This is a genomic window from Streptomyces sp. NPDC055013 (assembly GCF_053608645.1).
Genome location: NZ_JBSGVW010000001.1, coordinates 549531 through 572388, shown reverse-complemented (window position 1 = coordinate 572388; position 22858 = coordinate 549531). Strand labels below are relative to the sequence as shown.

General features: G+C 70.4%; 29 protein-coding genes. 11 read left to right on the top strand and 18 right to left on the bottom strand.

Annotated features, from left to right (window positions below):
- Positions 1-25: 25 nt before the first annotated feature.
- The 4 genes from ACWGDB_RS02495 to ACWGDB_RS02480 all read right to left on the bottom strand — a co-directional run bounded on the left by ACWGDB_RS02495 (position 26) and on the right by ACWGDB_RS02480 (position 2266).
- Positions 26-568: an AAA family ATPase gene (locus tag ACWGDB_RS02495; RefSeq protein ID WP_453820757.1), complete on the bottom strand. Its 543-nt coding sequence runs from the start codon at positions 566-568 to the stop codon at positions 26-28.
- A 48-nt stretch (positions 569-616) separates the two neighbouring features.
- Positions 617-1090, bottom strand: coding sequence for an Imm49 family immunity protein (locus tag ACWGDB_RS02490; RefSeq protein WP_453820687.1), 474 nt, complete (start codon positions 1088-1090; stop codon positions 617-619).
- A complete protein-coding gene (locus ACWGDB_RS02485) occupies positions 1072-1377 on the bottom strand; it encodes a hypothetical protein (RefSeq protein ID WP_453820686.1) in 306 nt (101 codons plus the stop codon). Before ACWGDB_RS02485 ends, ACWGDB_RS02490 begins: the two co-directional genes overlap by 19 nt.
- Before the next feature lie 79 nt (positions 1378-1456).
- Positions 1457-2266 (bottom strand): alpha/beta fold hydrolase, encoded by an 810-nt coding sequence (locus ACWGDB_RS02480; RefSeq protein ID WP_453820685.1) that lies wholly within the window; start codon positions 2264-2266, stop codon positions 1457-1459.
- Between the two features lie 131 nt (positions 2267-2397).
- On the opposite strand from ACWGDB_RS02480, the gene ACWGDB_RS02475 reads away from it, so the two are divergent.
- A complete protein-coding gene (locus ACWGDB_RS02475; protein WP_453820684.1) occupies positions 2398-3237 on the top strand; it encodes a DUF1206 domain-containing protein in 840 nt (279 codons plus the stop codon).
- A 28-nt stretch (positions 3238-3265) separates the two neighbouring features.
- Positions 3266-3700: a hypothetical protein gene (locus tag ACWGDB_RS02470; RefSeq protein ID WP_453820683.1), complete on the top strand. Its 435-nt coding sequence runs from the start codon at positions 3266-3268 to the stop codon at positions 3698-3700.
- Positions 3701-3782: 82 nt separating this feature from the next.
- Here the strand turns inward: ACWGDB_RS02470 and ACWGDB_RS02465 are convergent, their stop codons facing one another.
- Positions 3783-4451, bottom strand: a complete 669-nt coding sequence (locus ACWGDB_RS02465; protein WP_453820682.1) for a TetR/AcrR family transcriptional regulator — start codon at positions 4449-4451, stop codon at positions 3783-3785.
- 64 nt (positions 4452-4515) lie between these two features.
- On the opposite strand from ACWGDB_RS02465, the gene ACWGDB_RS02460 reads away from it, so the two are divergent.
- A complete protein-coding gene (locus tag ACWGDB_RS02460; protein WP_453820681.1) occupies positions 4516-6129 on the top strand; it encodes an FAD-binding oxidoreductase in 1614 nt (537 codons plus the stop codon).
- A 42-nt stretch (positions 6130-6171) separates the two neighbouring features.
- Here the strand turns inward: ACWGDB_RS02460 and ACWGDB_RS02455 are convergent, their stop codons facing one another.
- Entirely contained in the window at positions 6172-7686 is a 1515-nt protein-coding gene (locus ACWGDB_RS02455; RefSeq protein WP_453820756.1) for a monooxygenase, read from the bottom strand.
- A gap of 64 nt (positions 7687-7750) precedes the next feature.
- Here ACWGDB_RS02455 and ACWGDB_RS02450 point away from each other — a divergent pair, with 64 nt between their 5' ends.
- Positions 7751-8416, top strand: coding sequence for a TetR/AcrR family transcriptional regulator (locus ACWGDB_RS02450; RefSeq protein WP_453820680.1), 666 nt, complete (start codon positions 7751-7753; stop codon positions 8414-8416).
- Between the two features lie 169 nt (positions 8417-8585).
- Positions 8586-10475: a propionyl-CoA synthetase gene (locus tag ACWGDB_RS02445; protein WP_453820679.1), complete on the top strand. Its 1890-nt coding sequence runs from the start codon at positions 8586-8588 to the stop codon at positions 10473-10475.
- A 43-nt stretch (positions 10476-10518) separates the two neighbouring features.
- Here ACWGDB_RS02445 and ACWGDB_RS02440 read toward each other — a convergent pair whose 3' ends face one another.
- Positions 10519-11019, bottom strand: a complete 501-nt coding sequence (locus ACWGDB_RS02440; RefSeq protein WP_427845636.1) for a PaaI family thioesterase — start codon at positions 11017-11019, stop codon at positions 10519-10521.
- 93 nt (positions 11020-11112) lie between these two features.
- On the opposite strand from ACWGDB_RS02440, the gene ACWGDB_RS02435 reads away from it, so the two are divergent.
- Complete coding sequence (locus tag ACWGDB_RS02435; protein ID WP_383602272.1) at positions 11113-11580, top strand: winged helix-turn-helix transcriptional regulator; 468 nt, start codon at positions 11113-11115, stop codon at positions 11578-11580.
- A 43-nt stretch (positions 11581-11623) separates the two neighbouring features.
- Here ACWGDB_RS02435 and ACWGDB_RS02430 read toward each other — a convergent pair whose 3' ends face one another.
- Positions 11624-12439, bottom strand: a complete 816-nt coding sequence (locus ACWGDB_RS02430) for a DUF899 domain-containing protein (protein ID WP_453820678.1) — start codon at positions 12437-12439, stop codon at positions 11624-11626.
- 368 nt (positions 12440-12807) lie between these two features.
- Here ACWGDB_RS02430 and ACWGDB_RS02425 point away from each other — a divergent pair, with 368 nt between their 5' ends.
- Complete coding sequence (locus tag ACWGDB_RS02425; protein ID WP_453820677.1) at positions 12808-13455, top strand: dihydrofolate reductase family protein; 648 nt, start codon at positions 12808-12810, stop codon at positions 13453-13455.
- Here the strand turns inward: ACWGDB_RS02425 and ACWGDB_RS02420 are convergent.
- A complete protein-coding gene (locus ACWGDB_RS02420; protein ID WP_453820676.1) occupies positions 13436-14023 on the bottom strand; it encodes an NUDIX hydrolase in 588 nt (195 codons plus the stop codon). The genes ACWGDB_RS02425 and ACWGDB_RS02420 overlap by 20 nt on opposite strands.
- 203 nt (positions 14024-14226) lie before the next feature.
- On the opposite strand from ACWGDB_RS02420, the gene ACWGDB_RS02415 reads away from it, so the two are divergent.
- Positions 14227-14370 (top strand): hypothetical protein, encoded by a 144-nt coding sequence (locus tag ACWGDB_RS02415; protein ID WP_383602260.1) that lies wholly within the window; start codon positions 14227-14229, stop codon positions 14368-14370.
- A gap of 98 nt (positions 14371-14468) precedes the next feature.
- Here the strand turns inward: ACWGDB_RS02415 and ACWGDB_RS02410 are convergent, their stop codons facing one another.
- From ACWGDB_RS02410 to ACWGDB_RS02390, 5 genes are all read right to left on the bottom strand, one after another.
- Entirely contained in the window at positions 14469-14759 is a 291-nt protein-coding gene (locus ACWGDB_RS02410) for a DUF6355 family natural product biosynthesis protein (RefSeq protein ID WP_383602257.1), read from the bottom strand.
- A 216-nt stretch (positions 14760-14975) separates the two neighbouring features.
- Positions 14976-15533, bottom strand: a complete 558-nt coding sequence (locus ACWGDB_RS02405) for a TetR/AcrR family transcriptional regulator (protein ID WP_383602254.1) — start codon at positions 15531-15533, stop codon at positions 14976-14978.
- Positions 15534-15543: 10 nt separating this feature from the next.
- On the bottom strand, positions 15544-16125 hold the full coding sequence (locus ACWGDB_RS02400; RefSeq protein WP_453820675.1) for a sugar O-acetyltransferase: 582 nt from the start codon (positions 16123-16125) through the stop codon (positions 15544-15546).
- Between the two features lie 80 nt (positions 16126-16205).
- Positions 16206-17411: an MFS transporter gene (locus ACWGDB_RS02395; protein ID WP_453820674.1), complete on the bottom strand. Its 1206-nt coding sequence runs from the start codon at positions 17409-17411 to the stop codon at positions 16206-16208.
- Between the two features lie 95 nt (positions 17412-17506).
- On the bottom strand, positions 17507-17947 hold the full coding sequence (locus tag ACWGDB_RS02390) for a MarR family winged helix-turn-helix transcriptional regulator (protein WP_453820673.1): 441 nt from the start codon (positions 17945-17947) through the stop codon (positions 17507-17509).
- Positions 17948-18058: 111 nt separating this feature from the next.
- Between ACWGDB_RS02390 and ACWGDB_RS02385 the strand changes: the two genes are divergently transcribed.
- Entirely contained in the window at positions 18059-18472 is a 414-nt protein-coding gene (locus tag ACWGDB_RS02385; RefSeq protein ID WP_453820672.1) for a DUF1398 family protein, read from the top strand.
- Between the two features lie 85 nt (positions 18473-18557).
- Positions 18558-19202, top strand: coding sequence for a DNA alkylation repair protein (locus tag ACWGDB_RS02380; RefSeq protein ID WP_453820755.1), 645 nt, complete (start codon positions 18558-18560; stop codon positions 19200-19202).
- Here the strand turns inward: ACWGDB_RS02380 and ACWGDB_RS02375 are convergent.
- The 3 genes from ACWGDB_RS02375 to ACWGDB_RS02365 form a co-directional block, all read right to left on the bottom strand.
- Positions 19199-19360, bottom strand: coding sequence for a hypothetical protein (locus ACWGDB_RS02375; RefSeq protein WP_453820671.1), 162 nt, complete (start codon positions 19358-19360; stop codon positions 19199-19201). The genes ACWGDB_RS02380 and ACWGDB_RS02375 overlap by 4 nt on opposite strands.
- A gap of 41 nt (positions 19361-19401) precedes the next feature.
- Positions 19402-19860, bottom strand: coding sequence for an SRPBCC family protein (locus ACWGDB_RS02370; RefSeq protein ID WP_453820670.1), 459 nt, complete (start codon positions 19858-19860; stop codon positions 19402-19404).
- A gap of 72 nt (positions 19861-19932) precedes the next feature.
- Complete coding sequence (locus ACWGDB_RS02365; RefSeq protein ID WP_453820669.1) at positions 19933-21027, bottom strand: carboxylate-amine ligase; 1095 nt, start codon at positions 21025-21027, stop codon at positions 19933-19935.
- A 216-nt stretch (positions 21028-21243) separates the two neighbouring features.
- Between ACWGDB_RS02365 and ACWGDB_RS02360 the strand changes: the two genes are divergently transcribed.
- Positions 21244-22113: a polysaccharide deacetylase family protein gene (locus ACWGDB_RS02360; RefSeq protein WP_453820668.1), complete on the top strand. Its 870-nt coding sequence runs from the start codon at positions 21244-21246 to the stop codon at positions 22111-22113.
- 60 nt (positions 22114-22173) lie between these two features.
- Here ACWGDB_RS02360 and ACWGDB_RS02355 read toward each other — a convergent pair whose 3' ends face one another.
- Positions 22174-22845 (bottom strand): hypothetical protein, encoded by a 672-nt coding sequence (locus ACWGDB_RS02355; RefSeq protein WP_453820667.1) that lies wholly within the window; start codon positions 22843-22845, stop codon positions 22174-22176.
- Positions 22846-22858 lie beyond the last annotated feature (13 nt).

Here is a 22858-nt window from a genome sequence, read left to right as displayed (position 1 = left end):
CCTCGTCCACCACGTCGGCTCCTCCTCAGCGGTCGATCGCCGGCACCCGGTCCAGGCCCGTCTCGCGCATGATGCGGTCCACGGTGGCGTGCAAGGAGCTCCCGGCGTCGATGACGGTCTCGATCCGGTCGGGCAGCAGGTCCCGTTCGCGGTACCAGTCGCGCAGGTGCTGGTCGGTGACCTCGGCCAGCATGGCCGGGTCGGGCTTCGTCGCATGCCGTGCGAGGGTCTCCTGCAGCGGCACGTCCAGGTAGTAGCAGCGCGTGGTGCCGCGGTGGTCGTGGACCAGGTCCTCGAGCATCGAGCCGTACCGGTCGGCGTACAGGATGCCCTCGACGACCGTGTGGAACCCCGCGGACAGTGCGTAACGGGCCGTCATGTCGATCAACCCGATGTTGGCTGCGCCGGGCCGGTCGCGCTCGCGCAGCACGATGCGGCGCAGGTTGTCCTGGCCGACCAGGGCCAGATTGCGGCCGAACCGCTCGCGCAGGCCGGCCGCGACGGACGACTTTCCGGAGGCGCTGTTGCCGCGCAGGACGACCAGCCGGGTGTCATCCGTTCCCACCATCACGAACCGACACGCTACCGACGGACGGCTACTGCTGCGGGGCACATGTCAGGGATGCGGCGGGTAACCGGACCGTACGCCCAACTGCCGGCCGTGCGCGAGGGAGGCGAGCGCGGCCGGCGCTATGGCACCCACCGGCAGCAGGCTCCGTGGTGCCGGGTCGCTTCCGGTGTTCTCGTGGTGCGCCACAAGCCGCTCTTCCAGGGCGCGTTCGAAGTTGACCTGGTCGTCATCGAGCAGAACGCGCAGCAGGCGCTGATCCGGCGTCAGCGTCCCGCTCCCGGCGAGTTGCCCGGCTGCCCGCGCACGTGCCTCGGCGTCCGGCTTGTCCAGCGGGACCCGGCCGGGCAGCGCCCCGGGCACCGGCCCCCGCACGACGACCAGGCAGGCGCACAGCGCGTCCATCTCGGCGAGGTCGCTGGGCGCCGATACCGACTCCCGCTCCGAGTACGGGATTCCGTCACGGATGGCGGGCGCGAAGTCCTCGTGCAGCAGCGGGCCGATCACGCGCTCCGCTGCCATATCAAGCCGCTGACAACGCACATGGCGAATGCCTGGACCCAGGTCCGGGCCGTGGTCGCCGGGACGTCGGGCTGGCTGCGCTCCCGGTACCAGATGTCCTCGTTGCTGAGCGTCACGTCGACGAAGGGGAGGGCAATCTCGAAGTCGCCGTCAGGGAAGCAGCCCAACGTCAGCTCCCCCAGCGCGCACTCCGCCGCTGTGAGCAGGACAGCGCGGGATCGCGGCTCGTCGAGGGCGGGGTCCTGCAGGGTGCGGGCCGCGGCGAAGTCGAGCAGATCGCCGCCCATGTCGCACGGGGCCCGTACGTGTGGACCTTGAAGTTCCTCTTCAGCCCGAGTCAGCTGTCGTCGGTCGAGTCCGGCAGGATCAGATCCCGCCCTCGACCTCGCGCCAGAAGTCACCGACCCGTGCGTTGAACGCGTCCGGGGACTCCTGGAAGGGCTGATGGGCCTCCCCCGCCAGGATCTCGAAGCGGGCACCCGGGATGGCGTCGGCCACGATCCGCCCGAACCGCGGAGGCGTGGTGATGTCCAGCTCGCCGGCGATGACGAGGGTCGGTGCCGTGATGCCGGGCAGCCGGTCGAGGGTGTCGTGGGGCGTGAAGGCCTCCAGTTGACGCTGGAAGGCCTCGGCGGACTGCGCGTACGGGAAGGCGAGCGTCTCCTCGATGAACCGCTCGACCGTGCCGTCGGCGTGGGCGCGGGGCGTGTAGATCCATAGATAGAACGCCTCCAGCATGGCGCGCTCGTCCGGCGCCTGGGTCGCCAGCCACTGCCAGAAGCGGGTCATGCCGGTGAAGTAGGCATCCGCTCGTGCCCACGTACTCGTGAGGACGAGGCTGCGGACAGCTTCCGGGTGACGGAGCGCCAGCTCCTGTGCGATCGCACTGCCGCCCGAGAAGCTGACGACATGCGCCAGGTCGACCTGGAACGCACGGAGCAGGTCCGCGGCGTCGTCGGCCATCATCGCCACGGACATGGGCCCGTCGGGCAGCGGCGTCCGCCCCGCCCCCCGGTTGTCGAAGGCGATGACCTGGTACCGGTCCGACAGCCCGTCGAGCTGCGCCTGCCACGCCTCGGCGGGATCGCTCAGTCCTGCGATCAGCAGGACGCCGGGCCCTTGGCCACGGCTCTCGGTCCAGATCGTGGTTCCGTTGGCTTCCACGTACGCGCCCATGGGAAACACCTGCCCCAGGACACCGGCGTCGTCACCGCAGCGGCCCTGACCGACGGGAAATTCCCCTGGCCGGCGGCATGGCAGCGTGTGTGACGGCCTTGCCGGGGCATTCGGTCTGCCGGGAGGTCTCCATGGACACGAGTGCGTTGGCACGGACAGGACGGTTTCGGGCGGAGCGGGCCGCGCGAGGTTCGGTCACCGAGGGAGCGGCGCGGGCGGGTCTCGCCGCCCGGGGAGTGATCTACCTGCTCGTCGGTGCGCTGGCGCTGCAGATCGCCTTCGGCAACACCGGCGAACAGGCCGACCGCGGCGGGGCGTTGGAGGAACTGTCGCACCAGCCCTTCGGTGCGGTGCTGCTGTGGGCGCTGGGCATCGGCCTCGTCGGGATGGCCCTGTGGCGGCTGTCCGAGGCGTTGTTCGGCTCCATCGGGAAGGACGGCCGTAGCGCGCGCAAGCGAGCGCTGGCGACCGTCCGCTTCGCCTTCTACGTCTTCGTCGCCTACTCGGTGCTGTCCTTCGCGGCGACCCGGAATCAGAGCGGCGGCGGATCCAGCGACCAGCAGTCACGGGACGCCACCGCCAGGGCACTCGAGATTCCCGCCGGTCAGTGGCTGGTCGCGGCGGCCGGCATCGGCGTCGTCGCGGCCGGCGGCTGGATCGCCGTACGGGCCGTCCTGCGCAAGTACCACGACAAGCTCAAGCTCGGGCAGCTGAGCCGCCGGGCACGGCAGCTGGTGGACGTCACCGGTGTGGTGGGTGGTGTGGCGCGCGGGCTGGTGTTCGCCGTGGCGGGAGTCTTCGCCGTCCGAGCGGCGATCGACTACGAGCCCGACCAGGCCAAGGGGCTGGACGACACTCTGCGTACCTTCGCCGACACTCCGCTCGGCCCCTGGCTGCTGGCCTGCGTCGCGACCGGTCTGGTGCTGTTCGGTGTGTTCTCGTTCGCCATGGCTCGCTGGCAACGTGTGTGAGCGGCGTCGTGCTGGAAACACGAAGCAGATGAGCGATTCCGAGATTCCGAATGACGACGGCCGGCCCGTGGACGCGTACCTGGACCTCCTGCGCATCCGGATGGACACGGAGGACTACCGTCTTCTGCGGCGCCTGGTGGAACCGGTCCTCCAGGCGATCGCCGAGGAGCGCCTCTCCGGCCTCGACGTCGCGCTCGACTCCGGGGGCGGCGACGAGCTGCCCCAGGAGGTGCGCGACGAGGCCGCGCTGGTCATCGCCACCGCCGTCACCGGTCGTATGGACAACGAAGTCGTCGAGATCGACGTCGACGACACCGGCCCGGTCCGCATCGTCACGGACGCGACCACCGCGGCCGACCCCGCCCGCCTCAGCGAGATCGCCGACTACATCAGGGAACGACACAGGGAGACAGAAGAGCTGCGGGGCATTGCCGAGGCAAGCGGGCTGCCCACGGACTTCTGAGCAGCGGCGACAGCGGCGGGCACCACCCGATCGGGCCATGCCCGCCGCACCGCCGCACGGTCCCGGAGCCCGAGTGCGCGCACTACGAGTCAGGTGCGCCCGGTGACGAGGACGATCCGCTGTCGCCCCCCGCGCCCAGGACGCCACGTCCGACGGCAAAGAGCCGCGCACACCGTTGCGCCATGGCCTCGGGCGACTGGTCGGGGTGTTGGATCCACCAGCGGACCAGGGCGGTGCAAAGGCCCCGCCAGGCATGCTTGAGCGCGTCGGCGTCGAGCGGATCGCCGGCCCCGTCCGCGTACACGAGATCGGCGGTGCCGATCGCCGCCAGGTCGTCGATGGCACCGCGGTAGTACGCCGCGCGCTCGGCGGCGTCGCTGTCAGGCGGCAGTGACGCGTCGTACAGGACGAACCACGCCTCGCGCTGCCCGTCCAGAGCCGTGAACAGGCCTTGCAGCACACGCAGGGGCGTGGGCGGCCCACCCTTGTCGCCCGCAGCCATCGCGGCGCGGATCGCTTCGAGCAGCCGGTCGCCGATCGGGGTCAGGCAGGCGAGGTAGAGATCCTGCTTGCTGCCGAAGTACTGGTGCACCAGCGGCTTGGTGACGCCCACGCGCGCGGCGACGGCCGCCACGGTCGTGGCTTCGTAGCCGTGCCGACCGAACTCCTCCGTCGCCGCGGCCAGGACCTGCTGTTCGCGCGCGGCCCGTGGCACGCCCTTGGTACCGGCCCTGGAGCCCAGTCTTGTCATGCACCCCAATTTACCCTACGGTAATTTACCGTTGGGTAAATTCGAGTCCGCTGGGAGCGCCGCCATGCCCGAGTCCGCGATCCACCCGATCGACCCCGGCGCCTCCCGGCTCCGCTCCTGGTGGGGCTGGGGCTACACCGACGCCCACCCGGACGACGCCGAATGCGCCGCCCTGGGCGCCCTGCTGCCGGGCACACTGGCTCGCCCGCTGCCGGTACCCCGGGTCGCCGACCTCGCCATCGACCGCCCGGGCGTGAAGCCGCCGGGCGCCCTGGCGCACCTGGTCACCGACGACCCGGAGGCCCGCGCCGCGCACTCCATGGGCAAGGCCTACCGCGACGTCATCCGGGCCCTGCGCGGCCACCCCCGCCGGATCCCCGACCTTGTCGCCCGACCCACCGCCGACCAGGAGGTGGCCGACCTGCTGGAGTGGGCCGGCGAGCACGGCGTGGCCGTCATCCCCTTCGGCGGCGGCTCCTCGGTGGTCGGAGGCGTGGAGTACCGCGGCGACGCCCACCAAGCTGTGCTGTCGCTGGACCTGACCTCGATGGACCGGGTCCTGGAGATCGACACCGCCAGTCGCGCCGCCCGCATCCAGGCAGGGGCCCTCGGTCCCGCCCTGGAGGCACAGCTGCGGCCCCACAGCCTCACTCTGCGCCACTTCCCGCAGAGCTTCGAGTTCTCCACCCTCGGCGGCTGGCTGGCCACCCGGGCCGGGGGCCACTACGCCACCCTGCACACGCACATCGACGACTTCGTACAGTCCCTGCGCGTGATCACACCCGCGGGAGCGGGCACGTCCTGGCGGCTGCCCGCGTCCGGCGCCGGACCGTCGCCCGACCGGCTGTTCCTCGGGTCCGAGGGCACGCTCGGCATCATCACCGAGGCGTGGATGCGGCTCCAGGAACGCCCCCGGTTCAAGGCCTCGGCGTCGGTGGCCTTCGCCGACTTCCAACGCGCGCTGGACGCGGTGCGCGTGATCGCCCGGTCCGACCTCTTCCCGGCCAACTGTCGCCTGCTCGACCCGGGCGAGGCCGCGCTGTCCGGCGCCTCGCACGACGGTTCCGCCGTCCTGGTCCTGGGCTTCGAGTCCGCCACCGCCCAGGTCGACGATCGCCTCGCGACCGCCCTGGACCTGGCGCGCGCCCACGGCGGTCGCGGCGAGGCACCGACGGCCCACGGCGACACGCCGGCCGACGGGCCGGTGAACGCCTGGCGTTCCGCCTTCCTGCGTATGCCCTATCTGCGCGACGGGCTGGCCCGCATGGGCGCCGTGGTCGAGACCTTCGAGACCGCCACCACGTGGGACAGGATCCCCGCCCTGATCGAGGCAGTCCGCACCGAGGTCGGTGCCGCCGCGTTGAAGGCCACCGGGCACGAGGCCACCATCAACTGCCGCCTGACCCACGTCTACCCCGACGGCGCGGCCCCCTACTTCACCGTGGCCGTGGCCGGCCGTCCCGGCGACGAGGTCGAGGTCTGGGACGACATCAAGGCCGTCGTGACCGACCTCCTGCACCGCCACCGCGCCACGGTCACCCACCACCACGCCGTCGGCCGCGACCACCGTCCCGGCTACGACCTCCAACGCCCGGAGCCCTTCGCGCTGGCCCTGCGCGCCACCAAGAACGCCTTGGACCCCCACCACATCCTCAACCCCGGCGTCCTGCTCGACTGACGAACGGGGGACGCCGGGATCGCCTCGCCCACCGGCAGCGCATCAAGCGGGAGTACCGGCCCAGGCGGTCAACGCGCGCGCCCGCTGATCACCACGCACGTCGGCATCCCAGGTCCGGGTGGCCCAGGCCACGTGCCCGTCGGGTCGGACGAGGACCTCGCGCACGCCGTCCAGCTCCGCATGCTCGTCGTACGTGTCGACACTCACGGCCGTGACCCGGTCGCCGTACCCGGAGTCGACGGCAGCCTTCGAGTCCTGGTCCCCGGCCGGCGAGAGCAGAACGAAGCGGCCCCGGTGGAGCAGCTCGTACACCCGTGTCGCCGCCGATTCCACGGACTTGAGGCCGATGTCGGGCATGCGCCGCCCCACCAGTGGATCGGCGTCCGGGGCCGTCGGCGGATAGACGGTGCCGAGGGCCGAAATCCGGTCGGCGAGCCGTCGGTTGACCTCCGGCATGCCCAGCAGCTGGTCGAGCAACCCGCGCAGCGCGGCGCCCGGCCGCTCGTATCGCGGGACGAGCGTCAGCTCCACGAGCAGGGTCTGGACCTCGGTGTTCTCCGTGACCGCCTGTCCGACCGGCCGACGCTCCGCGTCGTAGCTGTCGAGCAGCCCGGGCGGCGCCCAGTTGTTGATGACGGCCGCCAGCTTCCAGCCCAGGTTCATGGCGTCCTGGAGCCCGGTGTTGAGCCCTTGCCCGGCCGCCGGGAAGTGGATGTGGGCGGCGTCGCCCGCCAGCAGGACGCGCCCGGAGCGGTAGTTCGCCGCGAGCCGGGTCGCGTTGCCGAAGCGCGACAGCCAGCGGGGCTCGGCGATGCCGCAGTCGGAGCCGACGATACGGATGAGGGACGTACGGAACTCGTCGAGCGTCACCGGTTCCAGGGACGGCACGCGCATCCGCTCCGGGTCCAGGCAGACGATCCGGGTCAGCCCTTCTTCGAGCGGCGCGATGATCAGCCCACGGGCCCGCGCGTCGTCGAGCGCGCCCGGCTGCGGGTCCATGACGGCGAAGTCCCCGAGCACTCCGGTCAGGGTCTCGTCCGTGCCCGGGAAGCCGATCCCCGCGGCCTGTCGAACGACGCTGCGTCCGCCGTCGCAGCCGACCGCGTACCGCGCACGCAGTGTCTCGGTACGGTCCCCGGGGCCGCGCACCTCCACCGCGACCCCGGTGCCGTCCTGACGCACGCCGACGGTCTCGTATCCCCGGCTGATCTCCACACCCAGCTCGCGCGCCCGCTCCTGGAGGAGGGCCTCGGTACGGGCCTGGGCCAGGAAGAGCGTGTAGCCGTGCCGGGAGTCCAGGCGGCTGAAGTCCAGGTGTGTGGGCAGCCCTGCGAAGTGCCAGCCCGGCACGGTCCGGCCGAGCCGGAGGAACCGGTCGAGCAGCCCCCGCTGGTCCATCAGCTCCACGCTGCGTGGGTGCAGGCTCAGTGCCCGCGAGTCGCGCTGCGCTTCGGTGCGGCGCTCCAGGATCCGGGTGCGTACGCCTGCCAGCGCCAACTCACAGGCGAGCATGAGCCCGGTCGGGCCGGCACCCACGACGATCGCATCGACGTCCATCAGAATCGCGCCTCCCATTTAGTGAACAGTGTTCACGTGAACGCCGTTCACTATAGTGAGGGCCATGAGTTCCACGTCAACCCCCGCTCGAGGTCGGCCCGCGCGACTCGACCCTGTGCGCACCGTCGAAACGGCACTTGACCTGCTGGATCAATCCGGCCTCGAAGCACTGACCATGCGGCGGCTCGCCGATGCGATGGGCGTCCAGGCCGGTGCGCTGTACCGCTACTTCGCGACCAAGCAGGACCTGCTGACGGCGATGGCGGAGAGGATGCTGGCGGGCTTGGCGGAATCAGGCGGGGAGGCGACTGACGGCGACTGGAGCGAGCAGCTGGCCGCCCTCGCCCACGCTATGCGCGCGGCACTGCTCGCCCATCGCGACGGCGCGCGCGTCTTCGCCGGCACGCACTCCACCGGGGCGAACACCCTGCGCTTCGCCGACCGCCTCGTCGGAGTTCTGCGCGATGCGGGATTCCCCGACGAAGAGGCCGCCCGGGCTCTGTTCGCGGTGGTCAACTTCACCGTGGGACACACCCTGGAGGAACAGGCGGCCGCCCAGCCGCAGAGCGGGGCTCCGGCAGCTCCGGAAGTCCTGCACGCCGCGGTGACAGCAGGCTCGTACCCGCATCTCAGCGCCACCCTGCCCACCCTCACCAGCACCGACTTCACACCCCACTTCGAGTTCGGGCTCGACCTGGTGACGGAGGGGCTGCGAGTGCGTCGGGGCTGAGCTCCAGTTCCGGCTCACCGGGGCCGCTCAACCGGCACTGCACTCCTCGACAGGCCCCGGACCGCCGCGTCCCACTCGATCTTGTCGGTCGGGCGGCATACGGTGTTCGTGTCCCACGCCCCTTTCCACGCCACCGCAGTCAGGCACCGACGGGACGAAGGAGTCCGTGATGGGAATGTACGAGGATGTCTTCCGTGCCAGCACAGAGGACCCGGAGCGCTTCTGGCTGACGGCGGCGGAGGCCATCGACTGGGACGTCGCTCCGCAGCGCGCCCTGGACTCCTCGGGCGCCCCGTTCTACCGCTGGTTTCCCGACGGGCGGCTCAACGTCTGCTTCAACGCGCTCGACCGGCACGTCGAAGCCGGCCGCGGCGACCAGCCCGCGCTCGTCCACGACTCTCCCGTCACCGGCACCCGACGCACGTACACCTACGCGCAGTTGAGGGACGAGGTGGCGGCTTTCGCCGGGGCGCTCGCGCAGCTCGGCGTGGGGCGGGGCGACCGGGTGGTGATCTACATGCCGATGGTTCCCGAGGCCGCAGTCGCGATGCTGGCCTGTGCGCGCATCGGCGCGGTCCACTCGGTCGTCTTCGGCGGATTCGCCCCGCACGAACTCGCCCTGCGCATCGACGACGCCGCGCCCAAGGTGGTCGTCTCCGCCTCCTGCGGCGTCGAGGGCAAGCGTGTCATCGCGTACAAGCCGCTGCTCGACCAGGCGATCCAACTCGCCACCCACAAGCCGCGGAAGAGCATCATCCTGCAACGCCCGCAGGAACAGGCCGAGTTGGGGCCGGACGATCTCGACTGGGCCGAGCTGGTCGCCGCCGCACCGCCGGCCGACTGCGTTCCCGTCGCCGCCACCGATCCCCTGTACATCCTCTACACGTCCGGAACGACCGGGAAACCCAAGGGAGTTGTCCGCGACAGCGGCGGCTACGCGGTCGCGCTGCACTGGTCGATGGGCGCCGTGTACGACGTGGGTCCGGGCGAGACGATGTTCACCGGCTCCGACGTCGGCTGGGTCGTCGGGCACTCGTACATCGTCTACGCGCCCCTGCTCGTCGGCGCGACGACGGTCCTGTACGAGGGCAAGCCGGTCGGTACTCCGGACGCGGGCCAGTTCTGGCGCGTCGCCGCCGAGTACCGGGTCAAGACCATGTTCACGGCGCCCACCGCCTTCCGGGCCATCCGCAAGGAGGATCCGAAGGGAGCGTTCACGGCGGAGTACGACCTCTCCCACCTGCGCTATCTCTTCCTCGCCGGCGAACGGCTCGACCCCGAGACCTACCATTGGGCCGGCGCCCTCCTGGACATCCCGGTGATCGACCACTGGTGGCAGACCGAGACCGGCTGGCCCATCGTCGCCAACCCGGTCGGCATCGAAGCCGCCCCACTCAAGCCCGGCTCCCCCACCCGCGCGCTGCCCGGCTGGGACGTCCGCATCTTCGACGCGTCCGGCGCCCCTGTGCCCCCGGGTGTCGACGGCGCGATCGTCGTGAAGCTCCCGCTGCCGCCCGGCGCGCTGCCCACCCTCTGGAACGACGACGACCGCTACGTCGCCTCGTACCTGTCCGCCTTCGACGGCTACTACCTCACCGGCGACAGCGGGCACATCGACGAGGACGGCTACGTCTTCGTCATGGGCCGTACCGACGACGTCATCAACGTCGCCGGACACCGGCTGTCGACCGGCAGCATGGAAGAGGCCCTGGCGGCCCACCCCGACGTCGCCGAATGTGCCGTCATCGGTGTCGCCGACGCCCTCAAGGGACAGGTGCCGCGCGGCTTCGTGGTCCTGAAGGCGGGTACCGCCCGCGAACCGGGCGAGGTCGAGGCCGAACTCGTCCAGCTCGTACGCGACCGCATCGGCGCCGTCGCCTCCCTCAAGGACGTCACGGTCGTGGCCGCTCTGCCCAAGACCCGCTCGGGGAAGATCCTGCGCAAGACGATGCGGGGCATCGCCGACGGCCACGACGAACCCATCCCCTCCACCGTGGACGACGCGAGCGTCATCGAGGCCCTGCGGCCCGTTCTCCGCCGTTCCGGTCACATCTCGTGAACGGCTGAGTCACCGTCCGGACGACGAAGGGCGCCGCTGCCGCTCACCTTTGAGTGGGCGGCACCGGGAACAGCATGCAGCTACTGGTGGCATGCGCGAGCAGGCGATCCTTCGCGTCGACCAACTGGGCCTGCGCCAGCGCGGTTTGCCGCCCCTGGTTGACGACCGTACCGATGGCGCGCACCGTACCGGTGTCCACGGTGATCCGCCGCAGGAACTTCACCGTCAGGTCGAGCGAGGTGTACGCCATGCCCTGCGGAAGGGTGGACTGAACGGCGCACCCCGCGGCCGAGTCGAGCAGCGTGGCGAAGATGCCGCCGTGCACGCTGCCGATCGGGTTGTAGTGCTCCTCGCCCGGCGTCAGGGAGAACACCGCTCTGCCGGGTTCCACCTCGTCCAGGGTGAAGTCGAGGGTGTGGCTGACGGGTGGTCCCGGCAGCCGCCCGGCCACCAGCTCACGCAGGAAGTCGATGCCCGCCATGCGTCCGGCCGCTTCCGCCAGGACGACGGGGTCGTCCCAGTTGTACGTACGTGTTCGTCCCACGGTCCAGTGCCTTCCCCTCTGACTTCGTCCATTGAAGCTAGCTCCGCCTGCGTCTGACTGTCAATGGCGAAGCCAGGCTCGTACGATGAGGGGATGGAGTGGCTTGAGGCGAGCACGGAGAACTGCCCCGTCCAGCGCACGCTCGACGTGGTCGGAGAGAAATGGACGATGCTGATCCTGCGCGACGCCGCCAACGGAGTGCGCCGCTTCGACGACTTCCACCGCCACATCGGCCTCTCGGAAGCCGTCCTCAGCGACCGCCTGCGCAAGCTGACCTCGGCCGGCATCCTGAAAACCGTCCCCTACCAGGAGCCCGGCAGCCGTGCTCGCAACGAGTACCGCCTGACCCGCAAGGGCTGGGACCTGTGGCCAGCTCTCATGGCGCTTGGCCAGTGGGGCGAGACGTACCTCCTCGACCCCGAGGACACCCTGCTGGACATCCGGCACACCGACTGTGACGCTCCGGTCCGGGTCGTCGTGGAGTGCTCCGCGGAGCACTCCGCCCTCAACCCCTGGGACGTCACGGCCCGCCTGGGACCGGGTGCCCGTCGCCGGTCGTGAGCCGGCGACCGGACCTCAGCCGTGCTGTTTCCGCCGAGACGCGTCAGTGGCCCTGGCCGTGTCGGCCGAGGGTCTTCACGGGAGTCGCGCCGGGGCGGGTCCACTGCGGTACGGGGCGGCCGGTCGGGCCCCAGGTGGCGACGCCGTCGGCGTCCGTGCGCCAGTACCAGCAGATCGGCAAGCCGTGTCCACCGACCGGGGCGCCGGCCTCAGGGGCCTCGGGCCAGCCCTGCGGGTTGTCCTCCCAGCCCTCACGGCGGCCGTAGGCCGTCATGTCGAGCAGGCCGAGGGACCCGTTGACCGGCTCGTTGCCGCGCCCGGTCGTCGAGTAGGTCAGGAACACGCGGTCGCCGTCGCGCAGGTAGCAGGTGAGGTACCCCATGTCTCCGCCGACCGGCTCGTCGGCGTCGCGCACCGAGTACCAGGGCTGGGTGTAACCCATGAAGTCCACGAACGAGGCCACCTCGTCCCACTCGCCGGTGGTCACGATGGCGAAGGAGACGCCGCGGGCGTTGAGGTAGACGGCGTCCTTCATGTGCCAGGCCGTGGTGGTGCAGCCCTCGCACTGTCCCTGGTGCGGCGCGCCGTCGTACCACATGTGCTTGTAGACGATGAGCTCGTCGCGGCCCTGGAACAGGTCCAGGAACGGGACCGGCCCATCGGGTCCGACGACCTCGACCGTCCCGTCGAACTCCACCATCGGCAACCGGCGGCGGGCCGCGGCGATGGCGTCGCCCTCGCGCGTGTGGGCCTTCTCGCGGACCAGAAGCTCGTCACGGGCGGCCTGCCAGGTGGCCGGGTCGACGACGGGCGGGCGGCCCGGCAGCTCGGTGGTCGGGTCGTTCGGCGTGGTCGTCATGGTGTCCTCCGTGGCGTTTCATGGCCGGGCAGCGTCGTACGGCGTCTTTCGGCGGTCACCACAACAGACTCGCAACCCGGACGGAACTCATCGCGGCATGGGCGCGCATGTGGAGCAGCACCGCCTTCGACACCGCGGCCCCACGGTCCTCGGCATCGGTGCGCAGGTTCTCGATCCGATGGCCGTCCTCGACGAGTCCGTGCCACGATGAAAACGTCCCGCGGCGAGGACGCGGCCGAGGCGCCCGCATGACCGGTCTCGGTGGCGGCTTCCAGCGGCCCGAGGTGGTGGCAGACCGACGACTGGGAGTAACCCGGCCAGGTTGCCGATCCGGTCACCGAATCCATTGCGCAAGGGAGTCGCCAGCCATGTCACGCGCCCGCGTCCACAACTTCTCCGTTTCACTCGACGGTTTCGCCACCGGTGAGGGTCTGAGCCGTGACGAGCCGTTCGGCCACGCCGGCGAGAGGCTGCACGAGTGGATGTTCGCCACCCGGTGGTGGCACGAGAGGGTCGGCGAGCCCGGCGGTACCGATGGCGTCGACGACGCCCTCGTGCGGCAGTTCACGCCGGGGATCGGGGCCGAGATCATGGGCGCCGGAAAGTTCGGCTACCCCGGATGGCACGACGACCAGGAGTGGAAGGGCTGGTGGGGACCCAACCCGCCCTTCCACACACCGACCTTCATCCTCACCCATCACACGCGCCCGTCGATCGAGATGGAAGGCGGCACGACGTTCCACTTCCTCGACACCCCGCCCGCCAAGGCGCTCGAGACGGCCCGCGAGGCCGCGGGCGGCCAGGACGTACGCATCGGCGGCGGGCCCACCGTGATCCGCGACTTCCTGGCCGGCGGGCTCATCGATCACGTGCACGTGGCGGTGGTCCCGATCGTGCTCGGCCGAGGGGTACGCCTCTGGGACGGACTGGAGGACCTCGAGAAGGACTACGACGTGGAGGCCACCTCCTCGCCCAGCGGAGTCACCCACCTGACGCTCACCCGATCGGGTCTCTGAGCCCACCCATTTCGCCGGCCCGTCCCTGCACCGGCTCACCTTCCCGCATGCAGACCGCCGTCCCGGAGGTCACCGCAGCGTGAAGTGCCGTCAAGGTACGTACGTCCGCGGCCGTTTGCACGTCCTGGAGTTCGTCCAGGCTGACGAAGGCGTACTGATCGTGCTCGGGACTCAGCCGAATCGGGGTTCCCTCCGCGAGCGTTCCGCCGTCGAAGAAACAGTCGAGCACCGGCCCCGTTCCACAGACATCCACGCGGTGGTCGATGCCGATCAGCCTCAGTTCGGACCGGAGCTCAACTCCGATCTCCTCTTGGGTCTCCCGCCACGCCGCCGCGCACGGGTCTTCGCCGTGATCGAGCATGCCGCCGGGCAGCCACCAGTCCCCGGCAAGCGGTTGACCGGGGGCGTAGCGCACGAGCAGCATCCGCCCCTGACTGTCGAGGAGCATGACGCATGAGGCGATAAGGGCCTGAGGCTGGGTCTTGATCCACTCCTCGCGGGGCACCCACACCGGGGCAGCCGCTCCTCCGGCATCCGCCTGCGGCGATACCACGGCCTCTTCGTTCACGGTCACTTGCAACACTCCCGTAGAGATCGCTCTTTCCGATTTGGTGCGGTCGCGCGGGCCGAGCCCGCCGGCCCCTGTCCTTCGCCGAACGGGCGGCCCCGCCACCAACCGGCTGAATCCGCAGGCTGAGCGGCGTGCCTTCGGGGGCCGAGGCTGCCGGCCCGGAGCAGGGTGGTCGGTGCTGTCGTCGTCGAGGAGGACTTGTGAAGCGTCGCGTCGTCGCCGTACTGGCCACCGTCTTCGCCGGGCTGATGCTGTGCGCCGCCCCGGCCCCGGCTCATGACGACCATGGCACCGTCGAGAGCAACGACTGGAACATCCCACTCACCAGCATCCGTCTGCCCTAGGTCGTGTCCGCCGGGGCCGAACCGGACGGGCCGGCCGGCCCAAGCCGGCTGACCCATTCGTGAACCGCCCGACGCCGCACCACCGAGGTGACTGTCCGTCAGCAGGTACGACCGACGTAGTGGGCGCCCTGGATCTTGGCGGCGGAACCGAGCCAGCTCTTGCCCGGGCCGACGCACCGCTCGTAGTCGGCCGCGAGGGCGACCTCGACCTTGATGACCACCCGCGAGCCGTCGGACGTGCAGTGGTTGTAGAAGGCGTCGGAACCGGTCTCGTAGAAGCCGCACGGGTCGGCTGCAGCTGGGCTCGCCTGGGCGGTCACCGCGCCCAGGGAGGTGAGGACGAGAGCGGCGGAACCGAGAGCACCGGTCAGCATACGGCGAATGCGCAAGGGAGACTCCTTGGCCGGGGCAGGGCTGAAGGGCCCAAGGCCCGGTGCCTGCCGATCAGTTGGATACCCACACCAGGATCGCCGTGCCGCCGCACGCTGCTGAGGGAGTAGCGCGCCGTTCACCTGGCGAATCGTTCTGCCGCTACATCCATGGGGTGATCTTGCCCGGTTCCCCGGTCCGGACCGGTCAAGGCTGTGCAGAGCTCTGAGCTCGGGTCAGGGGGCACGCCTGCCGGTTGCGGTGATGCGGGCGATCGCCTCGACCGTGAGGGCACGGTCGTGGGGTTGCCGGGACAGGGCCCGGTGGAGCGTCAGGCCCTCGATGAGCGCGTCGAGTTGGCGGGCGGTGTCCGGGTCGAAGTGCTTTTCGAGGTGGACGCGGCTGCGGCGCATCCATTCGTGGGTGAGTTCCCGGTAGGCGGGCTGGCGGGCGGCCAGGGTGTACAGCTCCTGGGTGAGCACGAGGTCGCGTCCGCTTCCCTCGGACAGCATGTGCACGAGGTCGGCCACCGCCTGCCGGGCCTGGTCGGGATCCGCCGGGGCGGACAGGTGGGCGTCGAAGACGGCGACGATGTGGTCGGTGAAGCGGCTGAACGCTTCACGCAGCAGGTCGTCCATGCCGCTGAAGTGATAGGTCATCGATCCCAGCGGGACGCCGGCGCGGACGGCGATCTTCCGGTGGGATACGCGCGCGATGCCCTCCTCGGCGATGAGGTCGAGGGTGGCGGCGATGATGCGTTCGCGGCGCTGGGGGTCGGTGTGTCCGGTGGCCATGACGACAGACTTACAGGCTCCGCACCACTCGAGCAGGGTTCCCGACGGCGACGACATTCGCGGGGATGTCCCTGGTGACCACCGCGCCGGCGCCGATGACGGAATTGTCCCCGATGGTGACGCCGGGCAGGACGATCGCGCCACCGCCGAGCCAGACGTTGTCGCCGATGGTGATCGGCCGGGCGGCTTCCAGCTTGTCGCGGCGGGGCTGCGGCTCCAGCGGGTGCGTGGGGGTGAGCAGTTGGACGTTCGGGCCGATCTGGCAGTCCTCACCGATGATGATGGCCGCGACGTCCAGTGCGGTGAGGTTGTAGTTGACGAAGGTGCGCGCCCCGATGGTGATGTTGCTGCCGTAGTCGACGTACAGGGGCGGCCGAAGGTGGGCCTCCTCGCCGAGCGCGCCGAGCAGTTCGGCGAGGATCGGCCGGGCGGCGTCGGCGTCCTCGGCGTAGCCGGCCTGGTAGCGGGCGGCCAGGCGTACGGCCTCCTGCTGCCGACGGGCGATCTCCGGATCGTCGGCGATGTAGAGGTCGCCCGCCTGCATGCGCTCGAGGTTCGTGCGCGGATCCTGCGCGAAATAGTCCGTCGGCATGGGCACGAGCGTACACGGCCGAGTGTACGAGCGTACATTCTGGGGCGTGGGGCCGCCCGGATTCAGAGTCGATACGGGGGTTACCGTCGGCGGTTCTGCAGTACCTGGGCGAGGAGGATGACGAGCAGCCCGGCGAACGGCACCACCAGCAGGCCCACGCGCAGGCTGGTCGCATCGGCGACGAGGCCCACCACGGGCGGGGAGAACAGGAAGCCCAGGCGCATGAGCCAGGACACGATCGTGAGCCCCGATCCCGGCTTGAGGCCGGGCAGTTCGTCGGCCTCCTGCATCGCGGCGGGCACCAGGGTGGCCACGCCGCACCCGGCCGCGGCGAAGCCGAGGATCGTGCCGGGCACCGTGGGCACGGCCAGCGCCAGCCCCATGCCCGCCGCGGTGACGAGCCCGCCGGTGCGCGCCACCGTGCGCTGACCGAACCGGTCGACCAGGCGGTCACCGACGAGACGGCCGAGGAACTGGGCTCCGACCAGGGCGATGAACCCGGAAGCCGCCACGGTGACGGACGCGTGCAGGGAGTCGGAGAGGTAGAGCGTGGCCCAGGAGTTGCCCGCGTCCTCGACGACCGTGCCGGCCGTCGCGATGACGACGAGCGCCGCGAGCACATAGCCCACACGCAGGCCGCGCCGGGAGGGCTGCTGCGGACTCTCGTCCCGGACCTCCGCCTCCTCCCCCACGGACTCGGTGTCGGGACCGGGCAGGCAGTGGCGCAGCGCCACGAGAGAAACGATCCCGAACACCACCGCCGAGATCAGCAGGTGCTGCCCGCGCGACAGACCCAGCGCGATCGCGCCGGCGGCCATCGAACCGCCCGTGACGGCCCCGACGGACCAGACGGCGTGGAAGGAGTTGATGATGGAACGTCCGTAGCGGCGCTGCACCCGCAGACCGTGCGCGTTCTGGGCGACATCGGTGAAGGCATCCATGGCCCCGGCCAGGAACAGCGCGCCGGCGAACACGGCCACCGACCCCGCAAGCCCGGCGGCCAGGGCTCCCGCGCCGGTCAGCAAGGTCCCGGCCACCGCGACACGGGCCGACCCCAGCCGTCGGATGAGCACACCCGCGGCCAGGCCGGCCGCGATGGCACCGGCCGGAAAGGCCGCCACGGCCAGTCCGTACCCGGTGTTCCCGATGCCAAGGTCGGCCTTGATCTGCGGGTATCGCGGAATGAGATTGGCGAAGAGGGCCCCGTTCGTGAAGAACAGCATGGCGACGGCCGCACGGGCATGCCGTTCATGCCGGGTGGGCGGACGCAATACGTCAACTGTCATGCGGCGGAGCCTACAAGCTGGAGCGTACGAACGTACACTCCCCTCGGTGAAGGCCATCGAGCGCCGCCACGGGCCACATCAGCGGACAGGGCATTTCAGCCCTGCTCCTCCTGTTGGCGCCGGACCTCGTCGACGACGCGGCGCAGCAGCTCACGGGCCGCGGTGATCTCATCGGCCGGAATGTCGGCAGCCAACCGGCGATGGACCTCTGCCGCGCGGACCGTGATCTCGTCCAGGACGCGGCGCCCGGTGGGCGTGAGTTCCAGGAGCGGCGAACTGCGGTGATCCGGATTGGGGCGGAAGTCGACGAGGCTCTCGCTTGCGAGGTCGTTGGCGAGGCGCTGCACGCCCTGGCGGGCGACTCCGAGGCGACGGGCCGCCTGGGCCACGGTCAGCGGAGTGCCGGACGCGACGCTCAAGAGCTGCCAGCGCGCCTGCGTCTGCCCCTGGGATGCGGCGATCACCTCCCCCGACTTGCGCAGCGCTCCGGCCGCCTCGAACACGTCCGCCACCAGCAGGGCCACCTCGTCGGACATGCCCGCCCCTCAGATTGACAACACGTTTCCATTTCGAAAACATGTTGTCATATTACAGCTGGGGTCACCGCATCGCGCCCCCCACCGGCCACCGCCCTCCTGGAGGAGATCATGAGCACCGCGATATCGAACCTGCAGGCCACGTTGGAGCGCGCGGCCACCATCCGGCCCAAGGTCGGCGGCTTCCCCTACCTGGCAGAATCGCTGCGGCAGGCCGGCGTTGCCCACTGCCGCATGGCGGTGCCGTCCAACGCCATGCTCTACCTGACCGACACCGGCCCCGTCGCCGTTCAGGGCGAGCCTCTGGTCGCGGGCATGGTCGATGTCCTGCCGTTCGACGGCCAGGCACTCGTGGCGGCTCTGCGCGCCGATCAGGCAGGCGAGACCAGCTTCCCCGAGTTCGTCGAGGGCTGCTGGAGGGCCGGCGTGGTCTGGTACGACGTCGACCTCGCCGCTCGCACCTGCACCTACTACGGCGCCGACGGCGACAGCTACACCGAGACCTACCCCGAGGTCGAGATCTGAGCTTCGCCAAGATGGGGGCCGTCGGCTAGATTCCAGGCGCGACGGCGAGGAGGCCAAGGTGACCGAGACGACAGTGGCGCAGGTCATGGCCGAGTTGGCCGTGCTCGAGGACCCGAAGATGCGCGCGGCGAATGAGAAGCGCGGCGACGATCACGGTGTGAACCTCGGCAAGTTGCGCGCGCTCGCGAAGCAGCTCAAGACGCAGCAGGATCTTGCGCGCGAGCTCTGGCAGACGGACGACACCGCGGCTCGGCTCCTCGCCTTGTTGATCTGCCGGCCGAAGGCGTTCGAGCGGGACGAGCTGGACACCATGCTCCGCGAGGCACGTGCCCCCAAGGTGCACGACTGGCTCGTGAACTACGTGGTCAAGAAGAACCCGCACTCCGAGGAACTGCGGCTCGCCTGGTTCACGGATCCGGATCCAGTGGTCGCCAGTGCCGGCTGGGCGCTGACCACCGAGCGGGTGGCGAAGAAGCCCGAAGGTCTCGACCTGGCGGGACTGCTCGATGCCATCGAGGCAGAGATGAAGGACGCCCCGGATCGTCTGCAGTGGGCGATGAATCACTGTCTGGCTCAGATCGGGATTCAGCACGCCGAGCACCGCGCCCGCGCCATCGACATCGGCGAGCGCCTGGAAGTGCTCAAGGACTACCCGACTCCCCCGAACTGCACCTCGCCTTTCGCGCCCACCTGGATCGGCGAGATGGTGCGCCGTCAGCAGGAGAGTTAGACAACCCTCGGTGCCACCTCGACGGTGAGCGTCACGCTGCCGCCCGGCACGACCGGGCGGTTCAGCGTGCCGCGGGCCGACGATGCATCACCGGAGTGGAGTTGCTCGAATCCGGTGGCACCGCCCGGTCCGCCGTACCCCGGATGGTCCCGGGTCATGATGCCCCTCGGGCTCCCGGGATCCATCGAGGCGTTCGGGCTCATCCGGGGGTGATGCGGCCGCGCCAGCTTCCGGATTCGATCCCGCGGTGCTCGATGTAGTCCTTGAAGCGGCGCATGTCGCCCTTGATGCGGCGATCGATGGTCCCCGTCATGTCCGCTGCCTTCTCCGCGGCTCCGCTCGGTTCGACGTCCATCACGAGCTCCACCCGGGTGTGAGTGTCGTCCACGCGCTGGAAGCGGACCGTGCCCTTCTGACGGGTGTCGCCGCTGACGGTGCGCCAGGTGATCCGCTCGTCAGGGAGCTGGTCGACGATCTCGGTGTCGAACTCCCGCCGTACCCCACCGATCTTGGTCGTCCAGTGGTTGTGGCTGTCGTCGAGCTGCCGGACCTCCTCGACACCCTCCATGAAGTTCGGGAACTCCTGGAACTGCGTCCACTGGTTGTAGGCGGTGCCGACGGGAACCTCGACTTCCACGGATTCCTTGACTGTGCTCATGCTTGATCCTCCATTCACGATGTGCGGCGAGTACCCAGGAGCCGTACGTCTACAAGGGAAAATCCAATGCGGTCACGGCACAGTGCTCCTCACGCCGATCAGATCGGTGACCGCCTCGATACCGCCGTCGGCGAGGGCGGTGCGCTGGCGGTCGGCGCCGGTCCCATCGCGCAGGAGCCGGCGCACCAGTGCCGTGACCTGCCGGGTGTCGCCGGACGCGTCGAGTGCGGGAGAGATGTGGCTCAGGAGCTGGTGCAGCACCGCCGAGGCAGGCTGCAGCGTGCCGCCGAGGCCGACCAGGGTGTCACTGAGACCGTGGCGTGCCGCATGCCACATCGCGGCCCGGAGAAGTTCGGGTTCGAGGGTGAGCGCGGGCGCCCCGGCCGCGGCTTCCCTCAGGGCGGTCTCCACGAGGGCCCGGATGATCCCGGCGAGCATGACGGCCTCGTCCGCGGTCAGCTGAACGTCCGAGCACCGCACCTCGATGGTGGGGAAGCGGGGCGAGAGACGGGCCTGCCAGTACACCTGGCCGGAGTCGACGATCAAACCCGCGTCCTGCAGTCGCTCCACGCGCCGGTTGTAGTCCGCGGCGTCCTCGAAGCACGGGGGCAGGCCGCTGACCGGCCAGCGGCTGAAGATCACCGTGCGCCAGCTCGCGAACCCGGTGTCCTGCCCGTCCCACAGGGGGGAGTTCGACGACATGGCGGTCAGTGTCGGCAGCCATGCCCTGATCCGGTTCAGGACCTGGACGCCCTCTTCACGGCCGGGCACGGCCACATGCACGTGCATGCCGTTGACCAGCTGCTCCGCCACCAGCTGCGGCGCCTGCGTGACCATGGCCCGGTAGCGGGCCTCGTCGGTGACGGCCACGGGGCGAGCGCGTCGCAGGGGCGATGTCCCACAGGCCGCGAGCCGGCAGCCATGTTCCTCGGCGGCCTCCGCAACCGCCTGCCGCAGACGCAACAGGTGTCCCCCGGCCTCGTCCAGCGTGTCGCACACCGGGGTGGCCACCTCGACCTGCGCCTGGAGCAGCTCGTGCTGCACCTCCCGGTCGGCCGCCAGACGCCCCAGCCCCGCCGCCTCCCGCACCTCGGCCCCCTGCGGCACCGGCAAAGCCGTGGCCGGGTCGAGCAGCAGGTACTCCTCTTCAACGCCGATCGTCGTCATCGACCGCCCTATGCTCCGCCCGACTACCGGGCCAGGTCCCGGTGCGTCTGGCCGACGCACCTCACACAGCGATGATCACCCCGCAGGGCACCGTCCATGTGGCTGTCCGAGTGCCGCGGCAATCGCACGACAAACCAACGTTGCCGATCAGAGACGGTGTGCCCGCCGCACACGATCACGCTCAAGGAAGAACACCGGGCAGTCGATGCCGGTGGCATGGAGACTCGTTCCCTCGTCGTCGCGCACCCTCGCGTGCGCCGTCGGCTGATCCCGGTGGCCGCCGCGCTGTTCGCCGCTCTCTGGGGGGCCGTGGTGCCCGGCCCGCAGGCCTTGGCGGCCAGGGCCGTCCCGCCGCGTCCGGTGGCGGCCGCGGACCAGGAAGGCCTGCGGGCACTGTTCGGATCGGAGAACCGTGTGATCCGTACGGACGAGCGGGTGGTCGCCGTGACGTTCAACGCGGCCTGGAACGACGCCGGCTTGACCGGCATCCTCGGTGACCTCGAGCGGCGGCACACCCCGGCCACGTTCTTCCTGACCGGTGACTTCGCTGATCGGTACCCCGAGGTGGTGAAGAGGATCGCCGCTGCGGGGCACGGGCTGGGCAACCACTCCTACAGCCACCCGTACTTCGCGGACCTGCCGGCGGAAGGAAGGCGTCGCGAAGTGCGGGCAGCGGACCGGGCCCTGCGTGCGGCCGGGGCGGGCGGGGCACTGACCCCGTTCTTCCGGTTTCCCTACGGCGAGACCAGCCCTGCCCAGATCAGGGAAGTCAACGGGCTGGGGGTCGCGGACATCGAGTTCACCACCGACACCAACGGGTGGATGGGCTCCGAGGGCGGCATGACCGTCGACCACGCGGTGCGCAGAGCGCTGGACGCCCTGCGCCCGGGCGCGATCCTGCAGATGCACGTGGGCGCGTCGCAGGGCCGCACCGAAGTGATCGATGCCCTAGCCCTGCCACGCATCCTCGACGCGGTCTCCGACCGTGGGTACCGGGTCATCGACCTCCGTGCCCTGCTCGCGTCCCCGCCCACCCCGGCGGCGCCCTCGGGCAAAGGCATCGAGGGCGCCGCGTCCTGGAGGTGAGCCGGGGGTGAGCCGACCGGTCCTCCGGTCGGCTCGTCCGCCTTGCGGTGGTGACCCGGTTCAGCTGTCGCGGGTGAAGACCTCGTTCTTGGTGGCGCCGTTGGAGCAGAGCTTCTTCTCGTCGGCCGTCATCTTGCGGGACTCGACCACGACCGCGTTGTGCTTGCCGTCCGTGCCGTTCGGGGCGGGGCCGGTGATCACGTCGGGCACGAACCAGTAGTAGTGGCCCCACTTGGGGTCGTCGTAGTGGGTCTGCCACGTGCCGGATATCTGCTGCATCACCTGGGCGCGGGAGATCCAACCCACCTCCCCCGGCTGCACGTTCACCGTGAAGGAGCTCGTCTCCGTGTGCGAGCTCTGCCACGTGTAGTTGTACGTCGCGGTGACACTGGCGGTGATGATGCCCTCGATGCCGCCGCCGACGGTGACCGAGGCGCCCACCGAGTGTGAGGAGCCCACGGTGTCGGCCCACGACATCGTCTGGGCGGCGGGCGAGGCGGTGCAGTTGTAGAGCAGTTCGGAGACCTGACGGGGCTTGCCGAGGTAAGCCTCGCCGATCTTGGGGTCGTTGAAGCTGCACTTGCCTTCGCCGGAAGCGCAGTCGGCCAGGATCTGCTCCGCCGTGGGCTGTTCGTCTGCGGCAGCGGGCACGGCCGCCGCGATCGTCCCGAGGGCGGTCGCCGTCAGCGCCAGCGTGCGGCCGCCGTACCGCAGAGCGCGGTTGATCGTCATCGTTGTTGCCTTT

What these genes read in the sequence shown, in the direction of transcription:
- ACWGDB_RS02495 (WP_453820757.1), bottom strand. Translation starts at nt 568, where the DNA reads ATGGTGGGAACGGATGACACCCGGCTGGTCGTCCTGCGCGGCAACAGC.
- ACWGDB_RS02490 (WP_453820687.1), bottom strand. Translation starts at nt 1,090, where the DNA reads ATGGCAGCGGAGCGCGTGATCGGCCCGCTGCTGCACGAGGACTTCGCG.
- ACWGDB_RS02485 (WP_453820686.1), bottom strand. Translation starts at nt 1,377, where the DNA reads ATGGGCGGCGATCTGCTCGACTTCGCCGCGGCCCGCACCCTGCAGGAC.
- ACWGDB_RS02480 (WP_453820685.1), bottom strand. Translation starts at nt 2,266, where the DNA reads ATGGGCGCGTACGTGGAAGCCAACGGAACCACGATCTGGACCGAGAGC.
- ACWGDB_RS02475 (WP_453820684.1), top strand. Translation starts at nt 2,398, where the DNA reads ATGGACACGAGTGCGTTGGCACGGACAGGACGGTTTCGGGCGGAGCGG.
- ACWGDB_RS02470 (WP_453820683.1), top strand. Translation starts at nt 3,266, where the DNA reads ATGAGCGATTCCGAGATTCCGAATGACGACGGCCGGCCCGTGGACGCG.
- ACWGDB_RS02465 (WP_453820682.1), bottom strand. Translation starts at nt 4,451, where the DNA reads ATGACAAGACTGGGCTCCAGGGCCGGTACCAAGGGCGTGCCACGGGCC.
- ACWGDB_RS02460 (WP_453820681.1), top strand. Translation starts at nt 4,516, where the DNA reads ATGCCCGAGTCCGCGATCCACCCGATCGACCCCGGCGCCTCCCGGCTC.
- ACWGDB_RS02455 (WP_453820756.1), bottom strand. Translation starts at nt 7,686, where the DNA reads ATGGACGTCGATGCGATCGTCGTGGGTGCCGGCCCGACCGGGCTCATG.
- ACWGDB_RS02450 (WP_453820680.1), top strand. Translation starts at nt 7,751, where the DNA reads ATGAGTTCCACGTCAACCCCCGCTCGAGGTCGGCCCGCGCGACTCGAC.
- ACWGDB_RS02445 (WP_453820679.1), top strand. Translation starts at nt 8,586, where the DNA reads ATGGGAATGTACGAGGATGTCTTCCGTGCCAGCACAGAGGACCCGGAG.
- ACWGDB_RS02435 (WP_383602272.1), top strand. Translation starts at nt 11,113, where the DNA reads ATGGAGTGGCTTGAGGCGAGCACGGAGAACTGCCCCGTCCAGCGCACG.
- ACWGDB_RS02430 (WP_453820678.1), bottom strand. Translation starts at nt 12,439, where the DNA reads ATGACGACCACGCCGAACGACCCGACCACCGAGCTGCCGGGCCGCCCG.
- ACWGDB_RS02425 (WP_453820677.1), top strand. Translation starts at nt 12,808, where the DNA reads ATGTCACGCGCCCGCGTCCACAACTTCTCCGTTTCACTCGACGGTTTC.
- ACWGDB_RS02405 (WP_383602254.1), bottom strand. Translation starts at nt 15,533, where the DNA reads ATGGCCACCGGACACACCGACCCCCAGCGCCGCGAACGCATCATCGCC.
- ACWGDB_RS02400 (WP_453820675.1), bottom strand. Translation starts at nt 16,125, where the DNA reads ATGCCGACGGACTATTTCGCGCAGGATCCGCGCACGAACCTCGAGCGC.
- ACWGDB_RS02395 (WP_453820674.1), bottom strand. Translation starts at nt 17,411, where the DNA reads ATGACAGTTGACGTATTGCGTCCGCCCACCCGGCATGAACGGCATGCC.
- ACWGDB_RS02390 (WP_453820673.1), bottom strand. Translation starts at nt 17,947, where the DNA reads ATGTCCGACGAGGTGGCCCTGCTGGTGGCGGACGTGTTCGAGGCGGCC.
- ACWGDB_RS02385 (WP_453820672.1), top strand. Translation starts at nt 18,059, where the DNA reads ATGAGCACCGCGATATCGAACCTGCAGGCCACGTTGGAGCGCGCGGCC.
- ACWGDB_RS02380 (WP_453820755.1), top strand. Translation starts at nt 18,558, where the DNA reads ATGGCCGAGTTGGCCGTGCTCGAGGACCCGAAGATGCGCGCGGCGAAT.
- ACWGDB_RS02375 (WP_453820671.1), bottom strand. Translation starts at nt 19,360, where the DNA reads ATGACCCGGGACCATCCGGGGTACGGCGGACCGGGCGGTGCCACCGGA.
- ACWGDB_RS02370 (WP_453820670.1), bottom strand. Translation starts at nt 19,860, where the DNA reads ATGAGCACAGTCAAGGAATCCGTGGAAGTCGAGGTTCCCGTCGGCACC.
- ACWGDB_RS02365 (WP_453820669.1), bottom strand. Translation starts at nt 21,027, where the DNA reads ATGACGACGATCGGCGTTGAAGAGGAGTACCTGCTGCTCGACCCGGCC.
- ACWGDB_RS02360 (WP_453820668.1), top strand. Translation starts at nt 21,244, where the DNA reads ATGGAGACTCGTTCCCTCGTCGTCGCGCACCCTCGCGTGCGCCGTCGG.
- ACWGDB_RS02355 (WP_453820667.1), bottom strand. Translation starts at nt 22,845, where the DNA reads ATGACGATCAACCGCGCTCTGCGGTACGGCGGCCGCACGCTGGCGCTG.